At 39.8% G+C, this 16,606-nt stretch carries 35 protein-coding genes and 1 other RNA gene; 30 read left to right on the top strand and 6 right to left on the bottom strand.

The window, feature by feature from the left end:
• Positions 1–16: 16 nt before the first annotated feature.
• Positions 17–364, top strand: a transfer-messenger RNA (tmRNA) gene (gene ssrA / locus K6969_RS07480).
• Between the two features lie 137 nt (positions 365–501).
• On the opposite strand, the gene K6969_RS07475 is transcribed toward ssrA, so the two are convergent.
• Positions 502–1,575 carry a tyrosine-type recombinase/integrase gene (locus K6969_RS07475; RefSeq protein ID WP_321537358.1) on the bottom strand — a complete coding sequence of 358 codons (1,074 nt, stop codon included), beginning with the start codon at positions 1,573–1,575 and terminating at the stop codon, positions 502–504.
• A 186-nt stretch (positions 1,576–1,761) separates the two neighbouring features.
• Between K6969_RS07475 and K6969_RS07470 the strand changes: the two genes are divergently transcribed.
• On the top strand, positions 1,762–1,944 hold the full coding sequence (locus K6969_RS07470) for a hypothetical protein (protein WP_027974606.1): 183 nt from the start codon (positions 1,762–1,764) through the stop codon (positions 1,942–1,944).
• Between the two features lie 10 nt (positions 1,945–1,954).
• Here K6969_RS07470 and K6969_RS07465 read toward each other — a convergent pair whose 3' ends face one another.
• The 5 genes from K6969_RS07465 to K6969_RS07445 all read right to left on the bottom strand — a co-directional run bounded on the left by K6969_RS07465 (position 1,955) and on the right by K6969_RS07445 (position 4,815).
• Positions 1,955–2,551 (bottom strand): TIR domain-containing protein, encoded by a 597-nt coding sequence (locus K6969_RS07465; protein WP_043025713.1) that lies wholly within the window; start codon positions 2,549–2,551, stop codon positions 1,955–1,957.
• A complete protein-coding gene (locus K6969_RS07460) occupies positions 2,551–2,982 on the bottom strand; it encodes a DUF4231 domain-containing protein (protein ID WP_043025716.1) in 432 nt (143 codons plus the stop codon). Before K6969_RS07460 ends, K6969_RS07465 begins: the two co-directional genes overlap by 1 nt.
• Positions 2,983–3,046: 64 nt before the next feature.
• Positions 3,047–4,054, bottom strand: coding sequence for an SAP domain-containing protein (locus tag K6969_RS07455; protein WP_321537357.1), 1,008 nt, complete (start codon positions 4,052–4,054; stop codon positions 3,047–3,049).
• Positions 4,055–4,070: 16 nt separating this feature from the next.
• On the bottom strand, positions 4,071–4,448 hold the full coding sequence (locus K6969_RS07450; protein ID WP_171942900.1) for an ImmA/IrrE family metallo-endopeptidase: 378 nt from the start codon (positions 4,446–4,448) through the stop codon (positions 4,071–4,073).
• Positions 4,435–4,815 carry a helix-turn-helix domain-containing protein gene (locus K6969_RS07445; protein WP_171942897.1) on the bottom strand — a complete coding sequence of 127 codons (381 nt, stop codon included), beginning with the start codon at positions 4,813–4,815 and terminating at the stop codon, positions 4,435–4,437. Before K6969_RS07445 ends, K6969_RS07450 begins: the two co-directional genes overlap by 14 nt.
• Positions 4,816–4,976: 161 nt before the next feature.
• Between K6969_RS07445 and K6969_RS07440 the strand changes: the two genes are divergently transcribed.
• From K6969_RS07440 to K6969_RS07305, 28 genes are all read left to right on the top strand, one after another.
• Positions 4,977–5,204 (top strand): helix-turn-helix domain-containing protein, encoded by a 228-nt coding sequence (locus K6969_RS07440; protein WP_171942898.1) that lies wholly within the window; start codon positions 4,977–4,979, stop codon positions 5,202–5,204.
• Between the two features lie 21 nt (positions 5,205–5,225).
• Positions 5,226–5,441 (top strand): hypothetical protein, encoded by a 216-nt coding sequence (locus K6969_RS07435; protein WP_024419573.1) that lies wholly within the window; start codon positions 5,226–5,228, stop codon positions 5,439–5,441.
• 13 nt (positions 5,442–5,454) lie between these two features.
• Positions 5,455–5,589: a hypothetical protein gene (locus K6969_RS07430; RefSeq protein ID WP_269088255.1), complete on the top strand. Its 135-nt coding sequence runs from the start codon at positions 5,455–5,457 to the stop codon at positions 5,587–5,589.
• Positions 5,590–5,804: 215 nt separating this feature from the next.
• Positions 5,805–6,071, top strand: a complete 267-nt coding sequence (locus tag K6969_RS07425) for a hypothetical protein (RefSeq protein ID WP_171942899.1) — start codon at positions 5,805–5,807, stop codon at positions 6,069–6,071.
• A 171-nt stretch (positions 6,072–6,242) separates the two neighbouring features.
• Positions 6,243–6,497: a hypothetical protein gene (locus K6969_RS07420; RefSeq protein ID WP_044767882.1), complete on the top strand. Its 255-nt coding sequence runs from the start codon at positions 6,243–6,245 to the stop codon at positions 6,495–6,497.
• Between the two features lie 40 nt (positions 6,498–6,537).
• Positions 6,538–6,795, top strand: a complete 258-nt coding sequence (locus tag K6969_RS07415) for a hypothetical protein (RefSeq protein ID WP_321537356.1) — start codon at positions 6,538–6,540, stop codon at positions 6,793–6,795.
• Positions 6,776–6,970 carry a hypothetical protein gene (locus K6969_RS07410; protein WP_053864607.1) on the top strand — a complete coding sequence of 65 codons (195 nt, stop codon included), beginning with the start codon at positions 6,776–6,778 and terminating at the stop codon, positions 6,968–6,970. Before K6969_RS07415 ends, K6969_RS07410 begins: the two co-directional genes overlap by 20 nt.
• A gap of 174 nt (positions 6,971–7,144) precedes the next feature.
• Positions 7,145–7,510: a transcriptional regulator gene (locus K6969_RS07405; protein WP_125177347.1), complete on the top strand. Its 366-nt coding sequence runs from the start codon at positions 7,145–7,147 to the stop codon at positions 7,508–7,510.
• A gap of 261 nt (positions 7,511–7,771) precedes the next feature.
• Positions 7,772–8,107, top strand: a complete 336-nt coding sequence (locus K6969_RS07400) for a hypothetical protein (RefSeq protein WP_171943204.1) — start codon at positions 7,772–7,774, stop codon at positions 8,105–8,107.
• Positions 8,108–8,135: 28 nt separating this feature from the next.
• Positions 8,136–8,276, top strand: coding sequence for a hypothetical protein (locus K6969_RS07395; protein WP_171943205.1), 141 nt, complete (start codon positions 8,136–8,138; stop codon positions 8,274–8,276).
• Positions 8,277–8,286: 10 nt separating this feature from the next.
• Positions 8,287–8,415 carry a hypothetical protein gene (locus tag K6969_RS07390; protein ID WP_014636676.1) on the top strand — a complete coding sequence of 43 codons (129 nt, stop codon included), beginning with the start codon at positions 8,287–8,289 and terminating at the stop codon, positions 8,413–8,415.
• On the top strand, positions 8,415–8,594 hold the full coding sequence (locus K6969_RS07385) for a hypothetical protein (RefSeq protein WP_171943206.1): 180 nt from the start codon (positions 8,415–8,417) through the stop codon (positions 8,592–8,594). Before K6969_RS07390 ends, K6969_RS07385 begins: the two co-directional genes overlap by 1 nt.
• Positions 8,591–9,502, top strand: coding sequence for a recombinase RecT (locus K6969_RS07380; protein ID WP_321537355.1), 912 nt, complete (start codon positions 8,591–8,593; stop codon positions 9,500–9,502). The genes K6969_RS07385 and K6969_RS07380 overlap by 4 nt, the downstream gene beginning before the upstream one ends.
• Complete coding sequence (locus K6969_RS07375; RefSeq protein WP_321537354.1) at positions 9,502–10,710, top strand: DUF1351 domain-containing protein; 1,209 nt, start codon at positions 9,502–9,504, stop codon at positions 10,708–10,710. The genes K6969_RS07380 and K6969_RS07375 overlap by 1 nt, the downstream gene beginning before the upstream one ends.
• Positions 10,695–10,874 carry a hypothetical protein gene (locus K6969_RS07370; RefSeq protein WP_171943209.1) on the top strand — a complete coding sequence of 60 codons (180 nt, stop codon included), beginning with the start codon at positions 10,695–10,697 and terminating at the stop codon, positions 10,872–10,874. Before K6969_RS07375 ends, K6969_RS07370 begins: the two co-directional genes overlap by 16 nt.
• Complete coding sequence (locus tag K6969_RS07365; RefSeq protein WP_171943210.1) at positions 10,871–11,704, top strand: PD-(D/E)XK nuclease-like domain-containing protein; 834 nt, start codon at positions 10,871–10,873, stop codon at positions 11,702–11,704. The genes K6969_RS07370 and K6969_RS07365 overlap by 4 nt, the downstream gene beginning before the upstream one ends.
• 13 nt (positions 11,705–11,717) lie before the next feature.
• Complete coding sequence (locus K6969_RS07360; RefSeq protein ID WP_171943211.1) at positions 11,718–11,993, top strand: hypothetical protein; 276 nt, start codon at positions 11,718–11,720, stop codon at positions 11,991–11,993.
• A gap of 64 nt (positions 11,994–12,057) precedes the next feature.
• Positions 12,058–12,459 (top strand): hypothetical protein, encoded by a 402-nt coding sequence (locus K6969_RS07355; protein WP_249339168.1) that lies wholly within the window; start codon positions 12,058–12,060, stop codon positions 12,457–12,459.
• Positions 12,456–12,905, top strand: a complete 450-nt coding sequence (locus tag K6969_RS07350) for a RusA family crossover junction endodeoxyribonuclease (RefSeq protein WP_170240082.1) — start codon at positions 12,456–12,458, stop codon at positions 12,903–12,905. The genes K6969_RS07355 and K6969_RS07350 overlap by 4 nt, the downstream gene beginning before the upstream one ends.
• Positions 12,906–12,964: 59 nt before the next feature.
• Positions 12,965–13,210, top strand: a complete 246-nt coding sequence (locus K6969_RS07345; protein ID WP_171943293.1) for a DUF1372 family protein — start codon at positions 12,965–12,967, stop codon at positions 13,208–13,210.
• On the top strand, positions 13,207–14,376 hold the full coding sequence (locus K6969_RS07340; protein WP_321537353.1) for a DNA cytosine methyltransferase: 1,170 nt from the start codon (positions 13,207–13,209) through the stop codon (positions 14,374–14,376). The genes K6969_RS07345 and K6969_RS07340 overlap by 4 nt, the downstream gene beginning before the upstream one ends.
• A 1-nt stretch (position 14,377) precedes the next feature.
• The gene (locus K6969_RS07335) at positions 14,378–14,539 is read left to right on the top strand and encodes a hypothetical protein (RefSeq protein WP_153309547.1); all 162 of its coding nucleotides are present in this window, start codon (positions 14,378–14,380) and stop codon (positions 14,537–14,539) included.
• A gap of 27 nt (positions 14,540–14,566) precedes the next feature.
• Positions 14,567–14,854, top strand: a complete 288-nt coding sequence (locus K6969_RS07330) for a hypothetical protein (RefSeq protein ID WP_171943261.1) — start codon at positions 14,567–14,569, stop codon at positions 14,852–14,854.
• 12 nt (positions 14,855–14,866) lie between these two features.
• A complete protein-coding gene (locus K6969_RS07325; RefSeq protein WP_172102411.1) occupies positions 14,867–15,394 on the top strand; it encodes a DUF1642 domain-containing protein in 528 nt (175 codons plus the stop codon).
• A complete protein-coding gene (locus K6969_RS07320; RefSeq protein WP_171943252.1) occupies positions 15,394–15,573 on the top strand; it encodes a hypothetical protein in 180 nt (59 codons plus the stop codon). Before K6969_RS07325 ends, K6969_RS07320 begins: the two co-directional genes overlap by 1 nt.
• Positions 15,557–15,928 carry a YopX family protein gene (locus K6969_RS07315; RefSeq protein WP_321537352.1) on the top strand — a complete coding sequence of 124 codons (372 nt, stop codon included), beginning with the start codon at positions 15,557–15,559 and terminating at the stop codon, positions 15,926–15,928. The genes K6969_RS07320 and K6969_RS07315 overlap by 17 nt, the downstream gene beginning before the upstream one ends.
• A 3-nt stretch (positions 15,929–15,931) precedes the next feature.
• Positions 15,932–16,264: a hypothetical protein gene (locus K6969_RS07310; protein ID WP_171943250.1), complete on the top strand. Its 333-nt coding sequence runs from the start codon at positions 15,932–15,934 to the stop codon at positions 16,262–16,264.
• Complete coding sequence (locus tag K6969_RS07305; RefSeq protein WP_171943249.1) at positions 16,257–16,475, top strand: hypothetical protein; 219 nt, start codon at positions 16,257–16,259, stop codon at positions 16,473–16,475. Before K6969_RS07310 ends, K6969_RS07305 begins: the two co-directional genes overlap by 8 nt.
• Positions 16,476–16,606 lie beyond the last annotated feature (131 nt).

The raw sequence follows: 16,606 nt of genomic DNA, 5'->3' as shown, positions 1-16,606 counted from the left end.
CTGTATCAAATCCTACGGGGTTGTTACGGATTCGACAGGCATTATGAGGCTTGTTCTGCAACTCATCGGCAGATGTAAAAATGCCAGTTAAATATAACTGCAAAAAATACAAACACTTACGCATTAGCAGCTTAATAACCTGCCTGCGTGACCATTCGCGAATTGCTTGTGTTTGCTGATTGGTCTTAAAATAACAAGCTACGTTGGGATTGAGTCAGGCTGTTCCAAAAGAGATTTACTGACTCGCTTGGTCTAGGTTTGAGTTATGTATCGAGCCCAAGTTAAAGCAAGACATAACCTATGGTTGTAGACGAATAAGTTAGCAGGTGTTTGGACGTGGGTTCGACTCCCACCAGCTCCATATATGGTTTTTATAACTTGTTATAACTTGTCAAAAACGTTGTTAAATCAACGTTTTTTGTGTTTTGTGCTATCATAAATTATCACAATTTTTCATATAAGTGATACCCAAAGTGATACCCAAAACGTGAGAATGATAACTTAAAAATCTAAGTATTTTGAAAATTTTTCTCCGATATTGTCCACTGCTGATTGGGTAATATGTGTATAAACATTCATTGTGGTCTTCATATCGGAGTGCCCCAATCTGTGCTGAACTTGTTTAAGTGTCATGCCTGCATCGAATATCAAGCTGGCATGGGTATGGCGAAAACCGTGGATGTTAATTTCTGATAGCGTTGTTCCTTCTATGATTTCAAGTAACCATCTTCTAGGGTCGGTGGGTGACAGAATGCCCCCTGTTTCGCTCTCAAATAAGAGTGTGGTGGTTGGGTATTGTCGTTTTAACTCATGTAGAATTTGGTCTGTCTTATCGTCTAAGCTAATCAGACGTTCGCTAGAACTGTTCTTAGTTGGCCCTATCTCTTCGCCTGCAAAACCTCTTGTGACTGCTTTATTGATCCGCAAGGTTTTAGAGTAGTGGTCGTCTTTATGAAGCGCACGGAGTTCGCCTTTGCGAATACCTGTAAAAGCCAGTACTCGGAAGAGAGCTATTTTGCGAATGTCCCCAGTTGCCTCTACTCTTTGCATGAACTCTTTTAATTCGTGCTTGTCGTAGAAGTCTTTGGTCGTGCTGACGGTTCGTTTTAGTTTCGGGGCTGTGACACTTTCTGCCGGACTGATGGCAATGAAGCCCATACGTACTGCGTAACGATAGATCGTTTTGACCAGACCTAATATTTTCCTGCCGTATTTTAATTTGGAACACCAGTGTTGCGTGTGGTGTTGCAGTTCCAGGGCTGTAATCTCAGAAATCCTCCGGTGTCCGATAGTTGGAGTGATGTGGTGTTTGATGTTCCTACTTGTTTTGATATAGGTGCTTTCTGCTACCTCAGTTTCGTAGATTTTTAGCCATTTCTCTGTCAGCTCTTGGAAGGTCAAATCACCTACAGGTCGGTCAATTTCTTCTTGCAAAGAAAGTATTGTCGCTCTAGCATCGGCCTTTGTTTTAAAATTGGCACGCTTGACGTATTTTCGTTTCCCGTCAACTACACCAACATATAGTACGAATTTGTAATAAGTCTTTCCGTTTTTTATGTACGGTTTAATATTCATTGTTTTTTACCTCATTTTCTGTTAAAATGGGTATAAGAAAACACTTCAAAAGATAATGTCTTTTGAAAAGATTTCTTTACCTTTTTGCCTTGCGCTCGGACCGGTCAAAGTTGAGCGTGGGGCTTTTTTTTATTTTCTTCTAAAGTATGCTATAATGTAATCAAAAATAGCAGGCAGGTGGTAAATATGGTTAAAGTTAGAAAAATTCCAGTAGTGGTTGACGCAGAGCAAATCAGTGAAGTACAGTATATAGAGACCCTGGAAGGCACTATGAAGGCTTCTGCAGGTGATTGGGTTATCACTGGTGTTGATGGGGAGCGTTACCCTGTAAAACCAGATATTTTTGCTAAAACTTATGAAATTCTTTAAGGTTGGACTTCTATGGTCTGACCTTTATTTTTTTCGTTAAATTTTCATTATTTCGCTTTTCAAAAGCTTTGTCAATATATTCATTTGGACTTTTTATAAAATCTTCCCATTTAACTAACGCACAATATCTATCTTCTTCAGTCCATGCACATTTTCCTTGATTGAGTGGCAAGTAGTAGTTGTAGTTAAATTCTGATACTGTTGTGTCGTCGTTGATTTTCACACCGTTATGACTACTTCCGCACTCACTGCAAGTGTAAGTGCCGGTATAAATGTTGTCATACATTTCGGGTAGTACAACGCCTAGTATACCGTTTCTTGTTCCTGCAGATGTATTAGATAGTGAAGCTTGCAATTCACGCTTTATGTAATTCTGATTTTGTAGCCAATTATTTTCGGAGCTATATTGTCCGATAAGATGTATAGTAACCGTGGAATCTTTTAGGTAATCTTCTCGTATTTTTCGCATGATGTAGTTTTCGTCTTGGGATTGTATCGGTTCGTTTAAAGATTTATCGATCATGTCTACATCCAGTTCATTCTGTATATATGTTTTGTAATCCATATTTTGGGATTTAAATGAAATAAAACATTTATGCTTAGCCATCAGGTATCCTTTCTTTGAATGGTATCGGTTTGTAAATTAGCCCAGTTTATATTTTCGCTAGAAATGATAGTCTCGCAACGCTCTACAAGTAATGCAAAGCTATCATTTTCATTTTTATATACTCCAGTCTTCGTTAAAAACATATACTTTTCATGTTTTAATAATTCTGTCGTACGACGATAGTCAATCCAATTATCTCGGTGTTTCGAGATAGAAATAAAACTTTCACAAAGCAACATCCCGCCTGCACAAATAGCTGATATCAATCCATAACAAGGGAGTTTAGAAGTGGTTACAATCGGAACTAAGAATCCAAGGAACACTTCCGTCCATTTCAAACATTTATACCATTTTTGATGGTGTTGACTTTTCTTATCGTACCATGAAATTTGATTATCAAGTCTAGAATTTAGATATTCATCTTGTTCCATGTTTCCTCCTATCCCCTATAAATATCCACAACCTCGCCGATGGTTCGGAGAGTGTGGGATTTTTTTACTCTAATCTTCGTTTAAATTTAGAATATTTTTCGAAATACTTTTCTATTTTCTCAGTTGTTGCTGATAGAATGTTTTCTTTTAAAAATGAATAGTCATCATTTGTTAGAAAGTGATTGGCAGGCAAATTAGATATAATCCAACAAGCACGATCAAATGCGAATTCAAAATCATCTTGATCTAACTGATCTCCAATAACTTGTATCTTATTTAATATATTTGTATTGACAAAAATATTGTCATAATACGGTTTTCTATCATAATTATACCCATTATCTAAGCCCGATACATCCATTAAAAAGACTTCAATAATAAAAGAAAATGAATCTACTATTTTGTTTTCATCAAATAATTGGTGATACTGAGCAAATTTAGTATTTCTAAGTAAGCCATAGTCTCCTGCTAAAGTATTTTTAATAGATTCATCGTTAAGATATGCCCATTTAATATCACCATATCCGCCATTAAAAGCTAGTTCATTTTTATATGCATGGTAACTCTCCATATCGAAATATTTATCATGATAAGATCTGACGTATCCGTCATTTTTGTTTAATATATCTTTTGACTTGTCGGTCAAGATATAAGATACAGGAATTTCAAGAGAATTTAAATCAATATTTTCTGTTATCCGCCTCGAAAGATTTTCTTTTTTTCCTGTGGCGGGAAGTTGATGCGCTATAAGAATAGATTTTAATTCAGGGACTTTTAAAGGTTTCAAAGTTTTAAAAAATTCAAAATATCCGTTGTTTAATAACTTCTCCTGTTCTCTTTTAGCGTCAATCCCAAAAGTGTATTTGAAGTATCCTGGAAAATTTTCACTTCTTCCTGTTTTGTTTGTCCAGTCAATTAGAATAAGTTGCCCTGGAGTAAGTCCGCATTCAAGTTTTGCGTTATAAAATGGTTTTATTTCTAAAGTGCTTTGATTGGAATTGACCGGATATTCGCTCTTATTCTGAGTATAAGTTTTTTTCTTTTTTCCAAATGAAAAATTTAATAATCCCATAATGTACTCCTTTCAATTAACTAACCAATTTATAAAATTCTTCTTGTATCATTCGCTCGCCCCAGCTGGTTGCGATTTTGTTAGTTTTTGCAAAGTACAACCAGTTAAAATCATTCGGGTCGTACTTACTAAGATATTCCTTGAGCAGTTCTCTAACCATAAATCTGTCAGCTTGATTCTCATACTGCAGTAAGCATCGAGAGTAGTTGACAGGATTGTGATTAATGTGTCCAAGCTCATGCAATATTACTCGTTCTCGCTCAGCTTTAGTGAGTGCAGCAGATATGTAGATAGTTCGTAAATCTGGAAAATAAAGTCCAGGTCTATCCCACATATCGTCTGGATAAACAAATAATTTAACTTTGTATTCTTCTAAAAGTTCATCTATCTTCACTAGCACTAACCTCCAAGGATAGCTCAATGATCTTGGTGATTTTCTCTACATCTTCATCCGAGAGTGGTTTGCCGTCGAATAAGACCACACGCTCGCGGAGATTTGAGAGGTCGATTGTGGGAGTGGGGTGAGGGGAGGGAGCTGGATGCGATAAATCAGACGACATCAACTGTGATAGAGAGACATCGAAAATCCTTGCAATGTCATTTAAGACACCAGCTTTTGGGGTGTATTTCCCGCGTTCCCATTCGCTAACGGAAGAAGAACTCTTTCTTCCTAGACGATTTGCTAAATCTATCTGCTCCATTCCATATTTCTGCCTCAGTAATTTTAAGTTAGAAGCAAAATAATTTTTTTCTTCTGCCATGTCGCGAAATTCCTTTCGTGTTTCTTTACTATATAATATCACTTTATCCGAAATGAGTAAAACAAAAAGCGAAAAATATTTCTGAAAAAATGAAATAAAATTCTTGACTTCGGAAAAACTGAAGTGTATAATAGACTTACAAATCAAGAAAGGAGAAATGAATGGCTAACTCACTAAGAGCTTTACGTCGGTTTAGAAACTTAACTCAAGAAGAGTTGTCAGCTGAAACAGGCATAACTGCTAGAACTATTCAGAATTACGAAAACAATATTTCTAGTTTGAGGAAAGCAAGTTACGAAAATTTGGTAGCTTTAGCAAAAGCACTAGATGTCAGCGTTGACGATATTTTTTTGGATGACGTTTCGGATTTTCTGAAACTACCCAACTAACAAACAGAAAGGAAGACAAAGATGCCAGGAATTGAACTCATAAGAAAACGCAATAAAACAACAAATTCTCTGAAAGAGAAAGGTTTTCTAACAGTCTACGACTGTAACGAAAAAAGAACGCTCATCTTAAAAGAAGTGATGCGGTTTCCTAGAGTTAACCCACGATGTGGTTACGCAAATAGCCATACAGTAGTTGGCTACTTGGACAAACAAGGTAATGCGGTGTTTACTGCGTAGAAAGGAGAAGGGGATGGAAGAAGATAAAAAAGCTAACCTTGAAATTGTTACAAGGCTAGCAGGAAAGGTTATTAAGGCAACTGTTTCTGAATTACCTCATGAAGTTTCTGAGCAAGCAACGGTTGAAGTTGAGAAGAAAAATCGTTAGCCATTGCTGCAGACATAACTTGGATAAACTCAGACAAGTTATTTGCTTTAAAATCTTCCGGAACTTCTTTAGGTTGGTATGTATTTGCTAATTTCAATACAACCTGTCTAAAGTCACCATCAAAGTTTATTTGAATTTGCTTTGAATTCATAAAGTCACCTCCTTTCAGTTTTATTGTAGCACAGGAGGACCAACCAAACTAGAAAGGAGAGCCTATGGAAGAGAAAGGATTTCCAACAACATATAAAACGGATTTAATGAGTTCGGTTGTAACTCTTCAGAAATCAATCCTTGCCCAAACTGAGCACCTATCTGATCAGCTGACAAAAAAACTTCATCATCTAGAAGGCTATAATAGCCCAATTGATGATGAAGCGATTAGATTGGCAGAAGTAACTGCAGAATTTTATAAGCTACTAATCCAGTCTCATAGTATTTGTGCAGTTGTCAAGGAGATTGTGAGCGAGGGACATAAGCGTTAGTGCAGTAATAGCATCATCAATGCTATCTGGAATGTAGAATTTGAGTATCTATATTTATCATGGCAACCTCATTTTTATTTTAATTATATCAAATTTACTACACAAAAAACCACTGCGGGAACAGTGGATTACCAAAATTACTTACTTAAATTATAACATAGGAGGCCTATTATGGACAAGATATTTGTTGACTTGTCCGAATGGATAAAATCGATAATAAGAGACGTTGTAAACGAGATTTTACTAGAAAAGGACAACGACGATGGTTTCCCAGAAATGATGAACCGAAAGGATTGCATCAGATTTCTAAAGGTAGACGGGACCGTCTTTGATAAATACAGAAAATTACCGAATTTCCCTAAAGAACAAGAGGGAACAAAATGGAAGAAAAGAGCTATTAAAATTTGGCTTAGCGAAAAAGACTAAAAGACCAATCTGGACAAGGTCTGAAACGAGGAAATAATTTATGACAGAAGCAATTTTAACATTTGGGCTGTTCGCAGTGCCAATATTGACAGTAGGTGTTGTGGAACAGCGGAAGATTGAGAAAAAGCGAATGCGTGAAGAATTTGAAGAAATTCGGCGCAGAGATTACCTGTACGGCTTTAAAGCGGGCATGGGGTATCAGAGTACCTGCGACATTGAAAAAGCTCGTAACGGGCTAAAGAGAGACGCTCAGCAGGTGGATAAGGAGTGGAAAAGATATGCAGAAATGGTTGGTTAATTTTTTAAAACAAGAAAAACCTGCTATCCCACGTCCGCTTTACACGCTAGAGCAGGAAAATCAATTATTGCATGATATGGTCCGTGAAATCGCTGAACAACGGAACGAATACCGTATTGAAAATCAGCGATTAAGGGATGAAAATGAACGGTTGAGGAGGATTTTAGAAAGATGACAAGTCTGGTTAGATTGGAATTAATTGCTCAATCATATGACCGTTTTCTTCGAACTGGCGATATCGAACATCTTGAAGATGTAGAAAGGATTTTAGAATATGACGAACATGACAGCGATTGATAACACGCTTCGGCGAGGAATTGTTGAAGTTTAGGAGGAATGGTTATGGCTTATGCAGCACCTTGTCAGGAATATCCATAAAAACTATACGCAGTTGAATAATCATTCTGCTCAAAACAGCGAACTTAGTTTACAAGCTAAAGGGTTATTATTTGTGTTGATGTCAAACAAAGACACCTGGAAACCTTACATCGATGAACTTTCTAAACGTTCGAAGAATGGGCGTGATGCCCATAGAACAGCATATGATGAATTAAAAGATGCAGGGTATATCCGGATATATCAAAAAAGTCTTGGTCGTAGAAAAGGTGTTCAGAATCTTCCTTTAGTTTCCGACATCCCTATCACAGATAGCTATTGGGAGTATTGGAAAGAAAAGGTCGATGACGAGTTATCCACAAGTGAATCGCCAGAGTGATTTTTACAACTTACTGACTTTACGGAAGTTGAATAGTTCAAAAGTTGAACTTTACGGAAGTTGAATAGTTCAAAAGTTGAAAAACCCGACACTAATAATAACTAAATAAAAATAATAACTAACTTAATAATAATCTAGGGGCTATCGCCCACTAATAAACAATAAGAGGCTAAAGCCTCTAACTAACTTAAAAACAAACTAATCGTTATTATAAATAATATATATAGGGATTTCACAAGAGTTATCCACAGGAGGAAAATCATGAAACAAAATAACACATTTATCGTATTGCGAGATAAAGAAGGGGACTACTTAGCTGGGTTCGAAAACAATCCACGGGTTTTGGCATATTCGGCAGATTGGGTTAGTGCTATTAACGAGGCTTTGACAATCCCGGAAAAGTACTTTTATGGTGAGGATAATGAGCAATACTTAGCAATGACAAAGATGTTCGATGCTGAACTAATAAAGGTGCAGGCAGAATATACCTTGACAACTTTGGACGGGCAAGAGCCAGCTGAACCAGTCAAAGATGCTGATGATACAGTTGGAACGTTTTTTGAAAAAATGCTTTCTGATATTTTGGAAGAAGACTAATAAGTGTCAGGTTGTTTAGGAGGTCGCTATGAAATTGAGAGAGCGTGAAAATCTTGTCTGGCAACGTGCCACGGCAGGAGAGAAGGAAAAGCTGCTGGATACAGGTCTAGCTGATAAAGCAGGGGATATCCGCCTTGTCAGAGAGCTAGGTAGAAAGTATGTGGCCTAGGAGGTGCGACATGGACGGTACTTACCCATGGTTTGACTATGACCGTGACTATCTACAACCTGAGGAACCGAGACAGGTGCATGATCCTGATGAATGGGTGTTCAGAGGCGGTCAATGGATTTATGTAGGGGATGCATAATGACAGAGGAATTACTAGATACAATCCGACGGCTGAGGTGTGATTATTTCCACCTGGGCCGAGAGCTGGGCGAGATTATCAACGAACAACAGGACTTGATACTTGCCCTGAAACGAGAAAATAAACGCTTAGAGCGTGAATATTGGAATTTGAAAAAGACGAAGAGGAGAAAGAAATGAGTAATCTTGCAGTTATTCAAAAAGATATTACAGATGCCGTGAATGCGAAAGTGTCGCAGATGCAGAACGAAGGCTTGGTAGTAGCACCAAACTACGCACCGGCAAATGCTTTGAAGTCAGCATTTTTTGCCATAACCAACAGCCCAAGTGGGAACTTGCTTGAAAAGTGTTCAAAAGAAAGTATTGCCAATGCCTTGCTTGACATGGTTGTTCAAGGGTTAAGTCCAGCAAAGACCCAATGTTACTTCATTCCATATGAGAGTACATTAAAAATGACACGGTCCTACTTTGGGACTATGAAGGTTGTCAAACAACTGTCCAACGTGAAAGATATTTGGGCAGAGGTGGTCTTTGAAGGGGATGTGCTTAAAATTCGCAATGACAATGGGCGCAAGGTTCTTGAAAGCCACGAAACAGATTGGACCAACCAAGATAACGCAATTATCGGTGCTTACTGCATCATTGAAAAAGTGGATGGTGAGCGAATTTTGACAGTCATGACCAAGAAAGAGATTGATCGCAGCTGGCAACAGTCGAAAAATAAATCTGTCCAAAATGCCTTCCCTCAAGAAATGGCAAAACGTACTGTTATCAATCGTGCAGCCAAACAATTCTTCAATACGTCGGACGATAGTGATATCTTGATTGAAGCTGTTAACCGGACAACTGAAAATGAATTCGATGACAATCGTCAAATCAAAGAAGCAGAGCCGGTTCAATCAGCTGGGCAGGATATCCTGGATAAGATGACCGGCAAGATTGTCGCTGAAGAACCTGCAGAAGATGCAACTATTTCCGAAGCGGAAACTGTTGAAGAAGCAGGAGTGGATATTTCCAAAATGGAAACAACCAAGCAGGTCATCGATGCCGAAACGGGCGAAATCTTAGATGAGGAGGAACCGTTCTAATGTCTGAAGAACTATCTCTATTTGACAATCTGGAAAGTATGGCGCCAGTTCCGACTGCGACAGTATTAGATTTTGACTTTGAATTCACACCAGCCCAAATCACTATCGTGGGCAAGGATTTGTTGGAGCAGGCACTTACTGGATACGTTGAAAAATACAAGAACTACACTGTCACGGCAGAAACGTTTGAAGACGATGCCAAGGTCCGAGCTGAGTTAAACAACCTGCAGAAGAAGGTCAAGTCAGCTGTTAAGGAGAAACTGGCAGATTACAACAAGCCCATCGACGAAGTCAAGGCTTGGGTGGACGGCTTGTTGGAACCAATTGTCAAAATCGGCAAGTCGATTGACGAAGGTGTGAAGGCGTTTGAAGAACAGGAACGACTTAAACGCGCCAAAACCATTGAGGGACTATTCCAGAAAGCTATTGCAAGCACGGGAAAAGACGTTGACATCCGTTTGTTCAGCAAGTATTTTGATGAGTTTTCTAAGAAGACATGCTTTATGGCTGACAATGTTCGTCCCAATAAAGCCACAGTCAATATGGTTGCCAGCTTGGTAGAGGAAGAAGTGGCCAAGAAGAAAGAATATGAGTCAGCACTAATCAAAATTACTGAAGCAGCCGCCAAAGCAGACTTTGGTCCAGCCCCTTACGTACGTAATTTTGAACAAGGAGCAAGCTTGGCTGACATCTTGCAGGCAATCGCTGATGATAAAGCCTTGGCTGATAAGACTCGTGAAGAAGTTAGGCGCAAGCAACAACTGGCAAAACGGATCGAAGAGATGACTGCTATTGCAGAAAGCAAGGGACTAGATCCGAAGAAGTATGCCGATATGCTCAATTCAGGGGTATCTGCACTAGCAGTCCATGAAGAACTTGTCAATGACGCAAGAAAATGGCAAGAAGAGCAGGACCGAATGGAGCAGGAATTTCTAGCTCAACGTGGAGCTATTAGCGGAAATGCTCAAAATCGCCCAAATTCTGACGAAATTCAACGAGAAAATATGTCCGAGGGTAAATATACCTCCGAACAGAAAAACGCGTCAGAGGACAAAATAGAGCTGAATAAGAAGGTGGTTAAATGGCAAGGTGATTTCAGAGTTACTTTCCCAGACGGAGAAACCGCTAAGTTATTCGGTGGTAAGGGTGGTTTGTATGAACAGCATGGGATAGTTGTTGAGAAATTAGGAGAATGGATGAAATTGTAATGGCAAAAAAATTTAAAGTGCAACAATATTTTGATACCTATCCAGACGGTGAATGGTTATTTGATACCGAAGAAGAAGCAATTGAATTTTATGAAAATAAGTGTCGTCAAGTAGCAGAAAGGTATAAGGTAGAAGTGTACTATAAAGGAGAAGTGGAAGTATGAGTTTGACTGAAGAAAATTACTACCAAGACCGTCAATGGCTTTCAAATTCTCGCTTTAAGGCTTATATGGACTGCGAAGCGAAAGCTAAGGCTATTGACGATAAGGAGTGGACGGACAAGCGTGATGATACCGCCTTGCTCGTTGGCAATTATGTGCATAGTTATTTTGAGAGTGAAGAAGCTCACGCTAAGTTTGTTGACGCCAACAAATCTCGGCTGATTTCGAGTCGTGGTGCGACCAAGGGCGAGCTGAAGAAAGAGTTCCAAGTCGCCCAGAACATGATAGATGCTCTGAAAGATGATAAGAAATTCTTGGGACTTTACCGTGGTGCTCCAGGCGATGATGTCCGCAAGGAGATGATTTTAGAAGGCGAAATCTTCGGTATCAAGGTCAAGGGTAAGGTGGATAGTATCAACTTGACTGAGGGCTATTTTGCGGATCTGAAAACTATGAAGACTATCCGTGGTCTTGAATGGTCTGACGTGGAACGAAAGAAAATGCCTGGAGCTGCTGCTAACATTTTAGGTTTTCGCTACGATGTCCAGCTGGGGCTGTATCAGGAATTGTTGCGACAAATGGGCTATCCAAATTTCGTTCCGTTCGTTGTAGCTGTCAGTAAAGAAGATGTGCCTGATAAAATGCTTGTCGATTTACCGCAATATCGCTTGGATGAAGGTCTGCAATTCTTCGAAAATAACGTCGAACGTGTTGCGGGTATTATTGCAGGCGAAATCAAACCGAAAGGTTGCGGAAATTGTGACTACTGCCGCAGTAAGCGAACCCTGGACCGTGTCATCAATTTAGATGATTTGATTGCAGGGATATTTTAGAAAGGCGCTTTAAATGACAAATTTTGATGAAAAAATGAAGCGGTTGAAGGAAGAATCTATAGCTGAATTTTCTCTGGTAGCTGGAACAATCGAAGAAGCTAGAGAGCTGTTCGAATTGGCCAAAAACAACGGCATCAAATGGTTCAGCGGAGAGCCAATTGATCATATGTCTGAATATATTTATAAAAAAATGCAAACATACCCAGAAAAAAGATTTGTCCTAAATTTCCGAAATGGTTTCAACTTGAAGAAACAATTGACAATCTTTTGTACCTGGGAACACAGATAACGTGCCGTGAACCACGAAAAAAGCGAACTAGAAAGCGTGTCAATTGGAAACAATCAGTTGACAGTTGGACGATAGCGACTGCCCGTATTTAGCCAAACTCACACAAAGGCAGTCGCTGGATTTTGGAAAAATGAAAAAAACAGCAATTTTAAAAACACCTTTTACATTAGAGACGAACAAGGAAAAGCAAAGTCTCAAAATTGTTGGTTACACTCACTGGAAAATAAGTGCAGAATTTGTGAAGCAAGAACACCAACTTTCATTGGACGAGAACGGAGATATGTTCGAACCGGAATATAGACTAGTCTTAGAAGCTGAATTTCCCGATAAACTTATTCTCGATGGTGCTTATACAGCAAAAGAGATTAGCAAGGACATTAAAGAAATCCAAACCTTGTTTGAGTTCATCGAAGAAAATAAAAAGAATTTGTTTGATGAATTGGGATTCCATGGAGTCATACTATGAAGTCGATTATACCTATCGAACCCAAACCGCAGAGCCGTCCAAGAGCTGGAAGACGAGGTAAACACGCAACTGTCTATGAAGACGGAAAGATGGTTGCGTGGCGGAAAAAATGCACTGAGTTTGTTAGACAGAATTACGATGGTCCATATTTTGATGGGGCAATCAAGGTAGATATGACATTCTACATACCTGCTCCGAAGTCTATGTCGGAACCGCCTAAACCACGGTCTAAGGCCAAGAAAGTACAACAGTATGATGATTTCATCAATGAGCGGATTTACGTAGATAAAAAACCAGATTTAGATAATCTGGAAAAAGCGGTTTATGACAGCATCAGCAAGGCTGGCAATGTTTGGACGGATGATAACATAATTGTCGAGCATACAACGAGAAAGGTGTACAGTCCTAGACCAAGGATTGAAATTGAAGTGGAGGAAGTTGGATGAAAGACTACCAACCATTACTGTTTTTTGGTACTTTATGGCTCATCATATTACTTGCAGCTATGCTGAAAATCAGAGATCTAAGTCATGAAGTGGATGAATTAAAAACTAAAGACCCCATCATCATCTACCAAGTAGACAATACCGGCACAGAGATGTTCGGCAAAGTCACAGCTAAAGATGTGGTTGACGGTCATTACTATGTCGAAGTTAGCCCGTACGGGAAGTTCCTCGTAACCAGTGAACAGTTTCACGAGATTGAAATCGGGCAGGGGATGCCTGAGTGGTTGAAAGGACGGAAAGAATGAGATTTCTTGACCTATTTGCTGGCATTGGTGGTTTCCGTCTTGGTATGGAACGTGCCGGTTACGAATGTATCGGTTTTTGCGAAATAGACCAATTTGCCAGAAAGAGCTATAAGGCGATACATGATACGGAAGGAGAATTTGATTTTCATGACATTACAAGAGTCACAGATGAGTCTGTTAGAGGAATCGGACGTGTGGACGTTATCTGTGGAGGATTTCCGTGCCAGGCTTTCAGCATTGCTGGAAAGCGAGCAGGATTTGAAGATACTAGAGGGACTTTGTTCTTTGAGATTGCTAGGTTCGCATCTATTCTCAGACCTAAATATCTATTCCTTGAAAACGTCACAGGACTCCTCAACCACGACAACGGAAATACATTCGAGACCATCCTCGGAGCGTTGGATGAACTGGGGTATGATGCGGAATGGCAAGTGTTCAACAGCAAGAATTTTGGAGTCCCCCAAAACCGAGAGCGGGTGTTTATTATCGGACATCTTAGAGGAGCAGGTGGACGAACGATATTTCCTTTCGAAAGAGGCGACAAGGAAAATGGTAGCCTACAAGGACAATCAACAAATACCATTACCGCCAGGTACGGAGAAGCACAAGGGAGCGGGTCGTACATTATTGAGGGTCAACAGCCGAAAATCATCCAACGAGGCCACGGATACAATCAAGGTGGAGAACACGATACAGCACCTACATTAACTAGCAATAGCTGGCAGGAAAATAACTTGTTAGCCATCAAAGAGGCAACTACCAAAGGTTATTCTGAGGCAACGGTTGGTGATTCTATCAGTCTGTCACATCCCAATTCTGCCACACGACGGGGACGTGTTGGGAAGCAGATGGCGAATACTCTCTTGACAGGCGAGGAGCAGGGTGTTGTTGTGTATGATTTTTACAACCGAAAAACCAAAGACGAGGTTGGCACACTCACTGCCAGTGGCCATCAGGGGAATACCAAAGCAGGGACATTCGGCATATTAGATGGTATCCGCATCCGCAAACTGACACCTCGCGAGTGTTGGAGGTTGCAAGGTTTTCCAGATTGGGCGTTTGATAGAGCCCAGGCAGTAAACAGTAATAGTCAACTATACAAGCAAGCTGGTAACTCAGTCACGGTTAATGTGATTGAGGCGATAGCGAGGAGGTTGGAGAGGTAAGATGAATCATCTTGAATACATCGAATATCTTTGTAAGCAGTATCGAAACGAAGGTCTGCCGTTGGAATTGTACAATGGCAGAGTGAACAAAGCAAAAATTAAACGGTTGGGTGTTGAGTTGAGGCAAGCGACACTCGAATTTGAACGAAAGAACGCTATTTAGGCGATATGGAGGAAACAGATAAATAAAATGAGCACAAGAGAACAATTACTGGCAGTATTGTTTGTATTCCCGTTAAGCTTTATCTTATCGGGATTGGTAATACGATATGGATGGAATAACATCTTAACAACTTTAGACGGAGTCCCAAGTATAACACTAGCACAAGCGATAGGTCTTGATATACTGGTCAGCTATATTATTGTTAGCGGTGGACGAAAGGAAAATGATTATGATTTTGTCGAATTATTGGCAAAAGTAATCGGAACCCCTATTATTACATTCGTCCTACTTTGGATTGTCACACTATTTTTGTAGAGGGAAAAAAAGATGAACAAACAGGAAGCGATTGAGCAATTAGAGTGGAACGTTGTGAGAACGACAGATTTTGACAGAGCAGAAGATGTTGTGGTATTCGAAAAAGCAAAAGAAATAATCTCCCAAATCCACGAACCACAAAAGGTTGTGGTGCCGCAGTTTGTGGCGGAGTGGATAGAGGAGTGTAAACGCTCTGGCTGGCATTTGCAAAAAGTTCTTTCTAACCTGGATGATGATGAGAAGGTCGGTGATTGGGCATATGATGAGAATGACGACTTGATTCCTGAAAAGGTTGATATGATAGCTCGTGCCTGGCTCGATGGCTATGAGGTCGAGTCGGAGCAGTTGTATACGGTTGAAATACCGAATCCGAATGTAAAATACTCAAGAATAATTTTACAAAGACTTAGAGAGGATGCGCTACATCTGAAAGAGTGCACCAATGAATACTGGAAAACATACAAGATGAATCAACTCACCGAAGCCGAAATCAAAAAGGATTTTGAGTGGGCGTGGCAGTTTAGGGAAGAGGTGGAGTGATGGAAAAAGATATTGAATTACTGACGGAATTAAAAGGACAATTCGTTGAGACGATGGTGGTAGAAAGCCAAAAACTGATATTCAATGCAAATGCAATAAATAAGTGCGGCGAGTATGTCAGAGCTTTGTCCAATGCTATACAGATGATGAAGGAGGTAGAAAATGATACCGAGATGTAGAGCTTGGTTTGGTTCAGAAATGTATGACAAGCCAGTAGTTTATGATGGAGAATTCTATCTTGATTGGCGTGACTTCGAAAACGGCAAAACGTGCAATGGTGCAGTCCTCATGCAATCCACAGGGCTGTTTGATGTCAACGGCAAGGAGATTTTTGAGGGAGATGTGGTGCTAGAAAACGGATGGAGAAAGGTTGCTGTTTCGTTTGGCACGCAGGAGATTGAAGAAAATTTTGGAGATAAGAGAATTTTTCAAGGATTTAATTTGGCTTTAGGTGGTGGATACCCCGAGGCTATCATGGTTGATTTTGAGGTCTTAGGAAATATTTATGAAAATCCTGATTTGGTGGAGTGGTAGGATATGGAAAAATTAAAAAATATGTATAGAGGAGTCTATGGCTGGACAGTCCAAAATGGCAAACCGTTTCCGCCAGCACATGACTTGCCATCAGTTGTTAAGAATAGAGTAGATTACTTTTGGGATATGGCTGAACACGGAATGACATTTATGGGAGCGATGAAATGCATCTTTGCTAACCAAAAACCGGAAGAATATGATCTGGGAGCCGCTAAAGATTGGTTGCCAATGTCTCAAGAATTTAAGGACTGGGTTGGTCACGCTTATGGTATGGCACAGATGGAAATAGCTGTATATATGATTTACGGAGATTGCAAGGAGGGAATCAATGACTGAAAAACTAGGCGTGCTACTGGTCGATGTGCCAGAGCTGATGTATTTTGACTATAATTACATAATGGACGTAGAGGAAGATGGCGAAATTAAATTTACTGTCAATGAAACGGACATTTTAGAGGAAGTGGTAAAAGTGGCTTGGAAATGCACCCAAGAAGAAGCCGAAAAATACCCACAATTTCGGTGGGTAGCGTTGGAGGAGTTGGAATGATTCTTAAAGTAAAAGTCGTATCAGCTATACGGCCATTTGAACGAGCATCCTTTCAAAATATAGTGGCTCAAGAGTACGCTTTCGGGGTGCTCCCATCAAAACTCCATAGCGTTGTTAACTATTCTGAGTTT

The organism is Streptococcus suis (genome assembly GCF_019856455.1).
In the GTDB taxonomy this organism is placed as follows: Bacteria; Bacillota; Bacilli; order Lactobacillales; family Streptococcaceae; genus Streptococcus; species Streptococcus suis_AE.
This window is presented reverse-complemented; position numbering and strand designations above follow the sequence as displayed.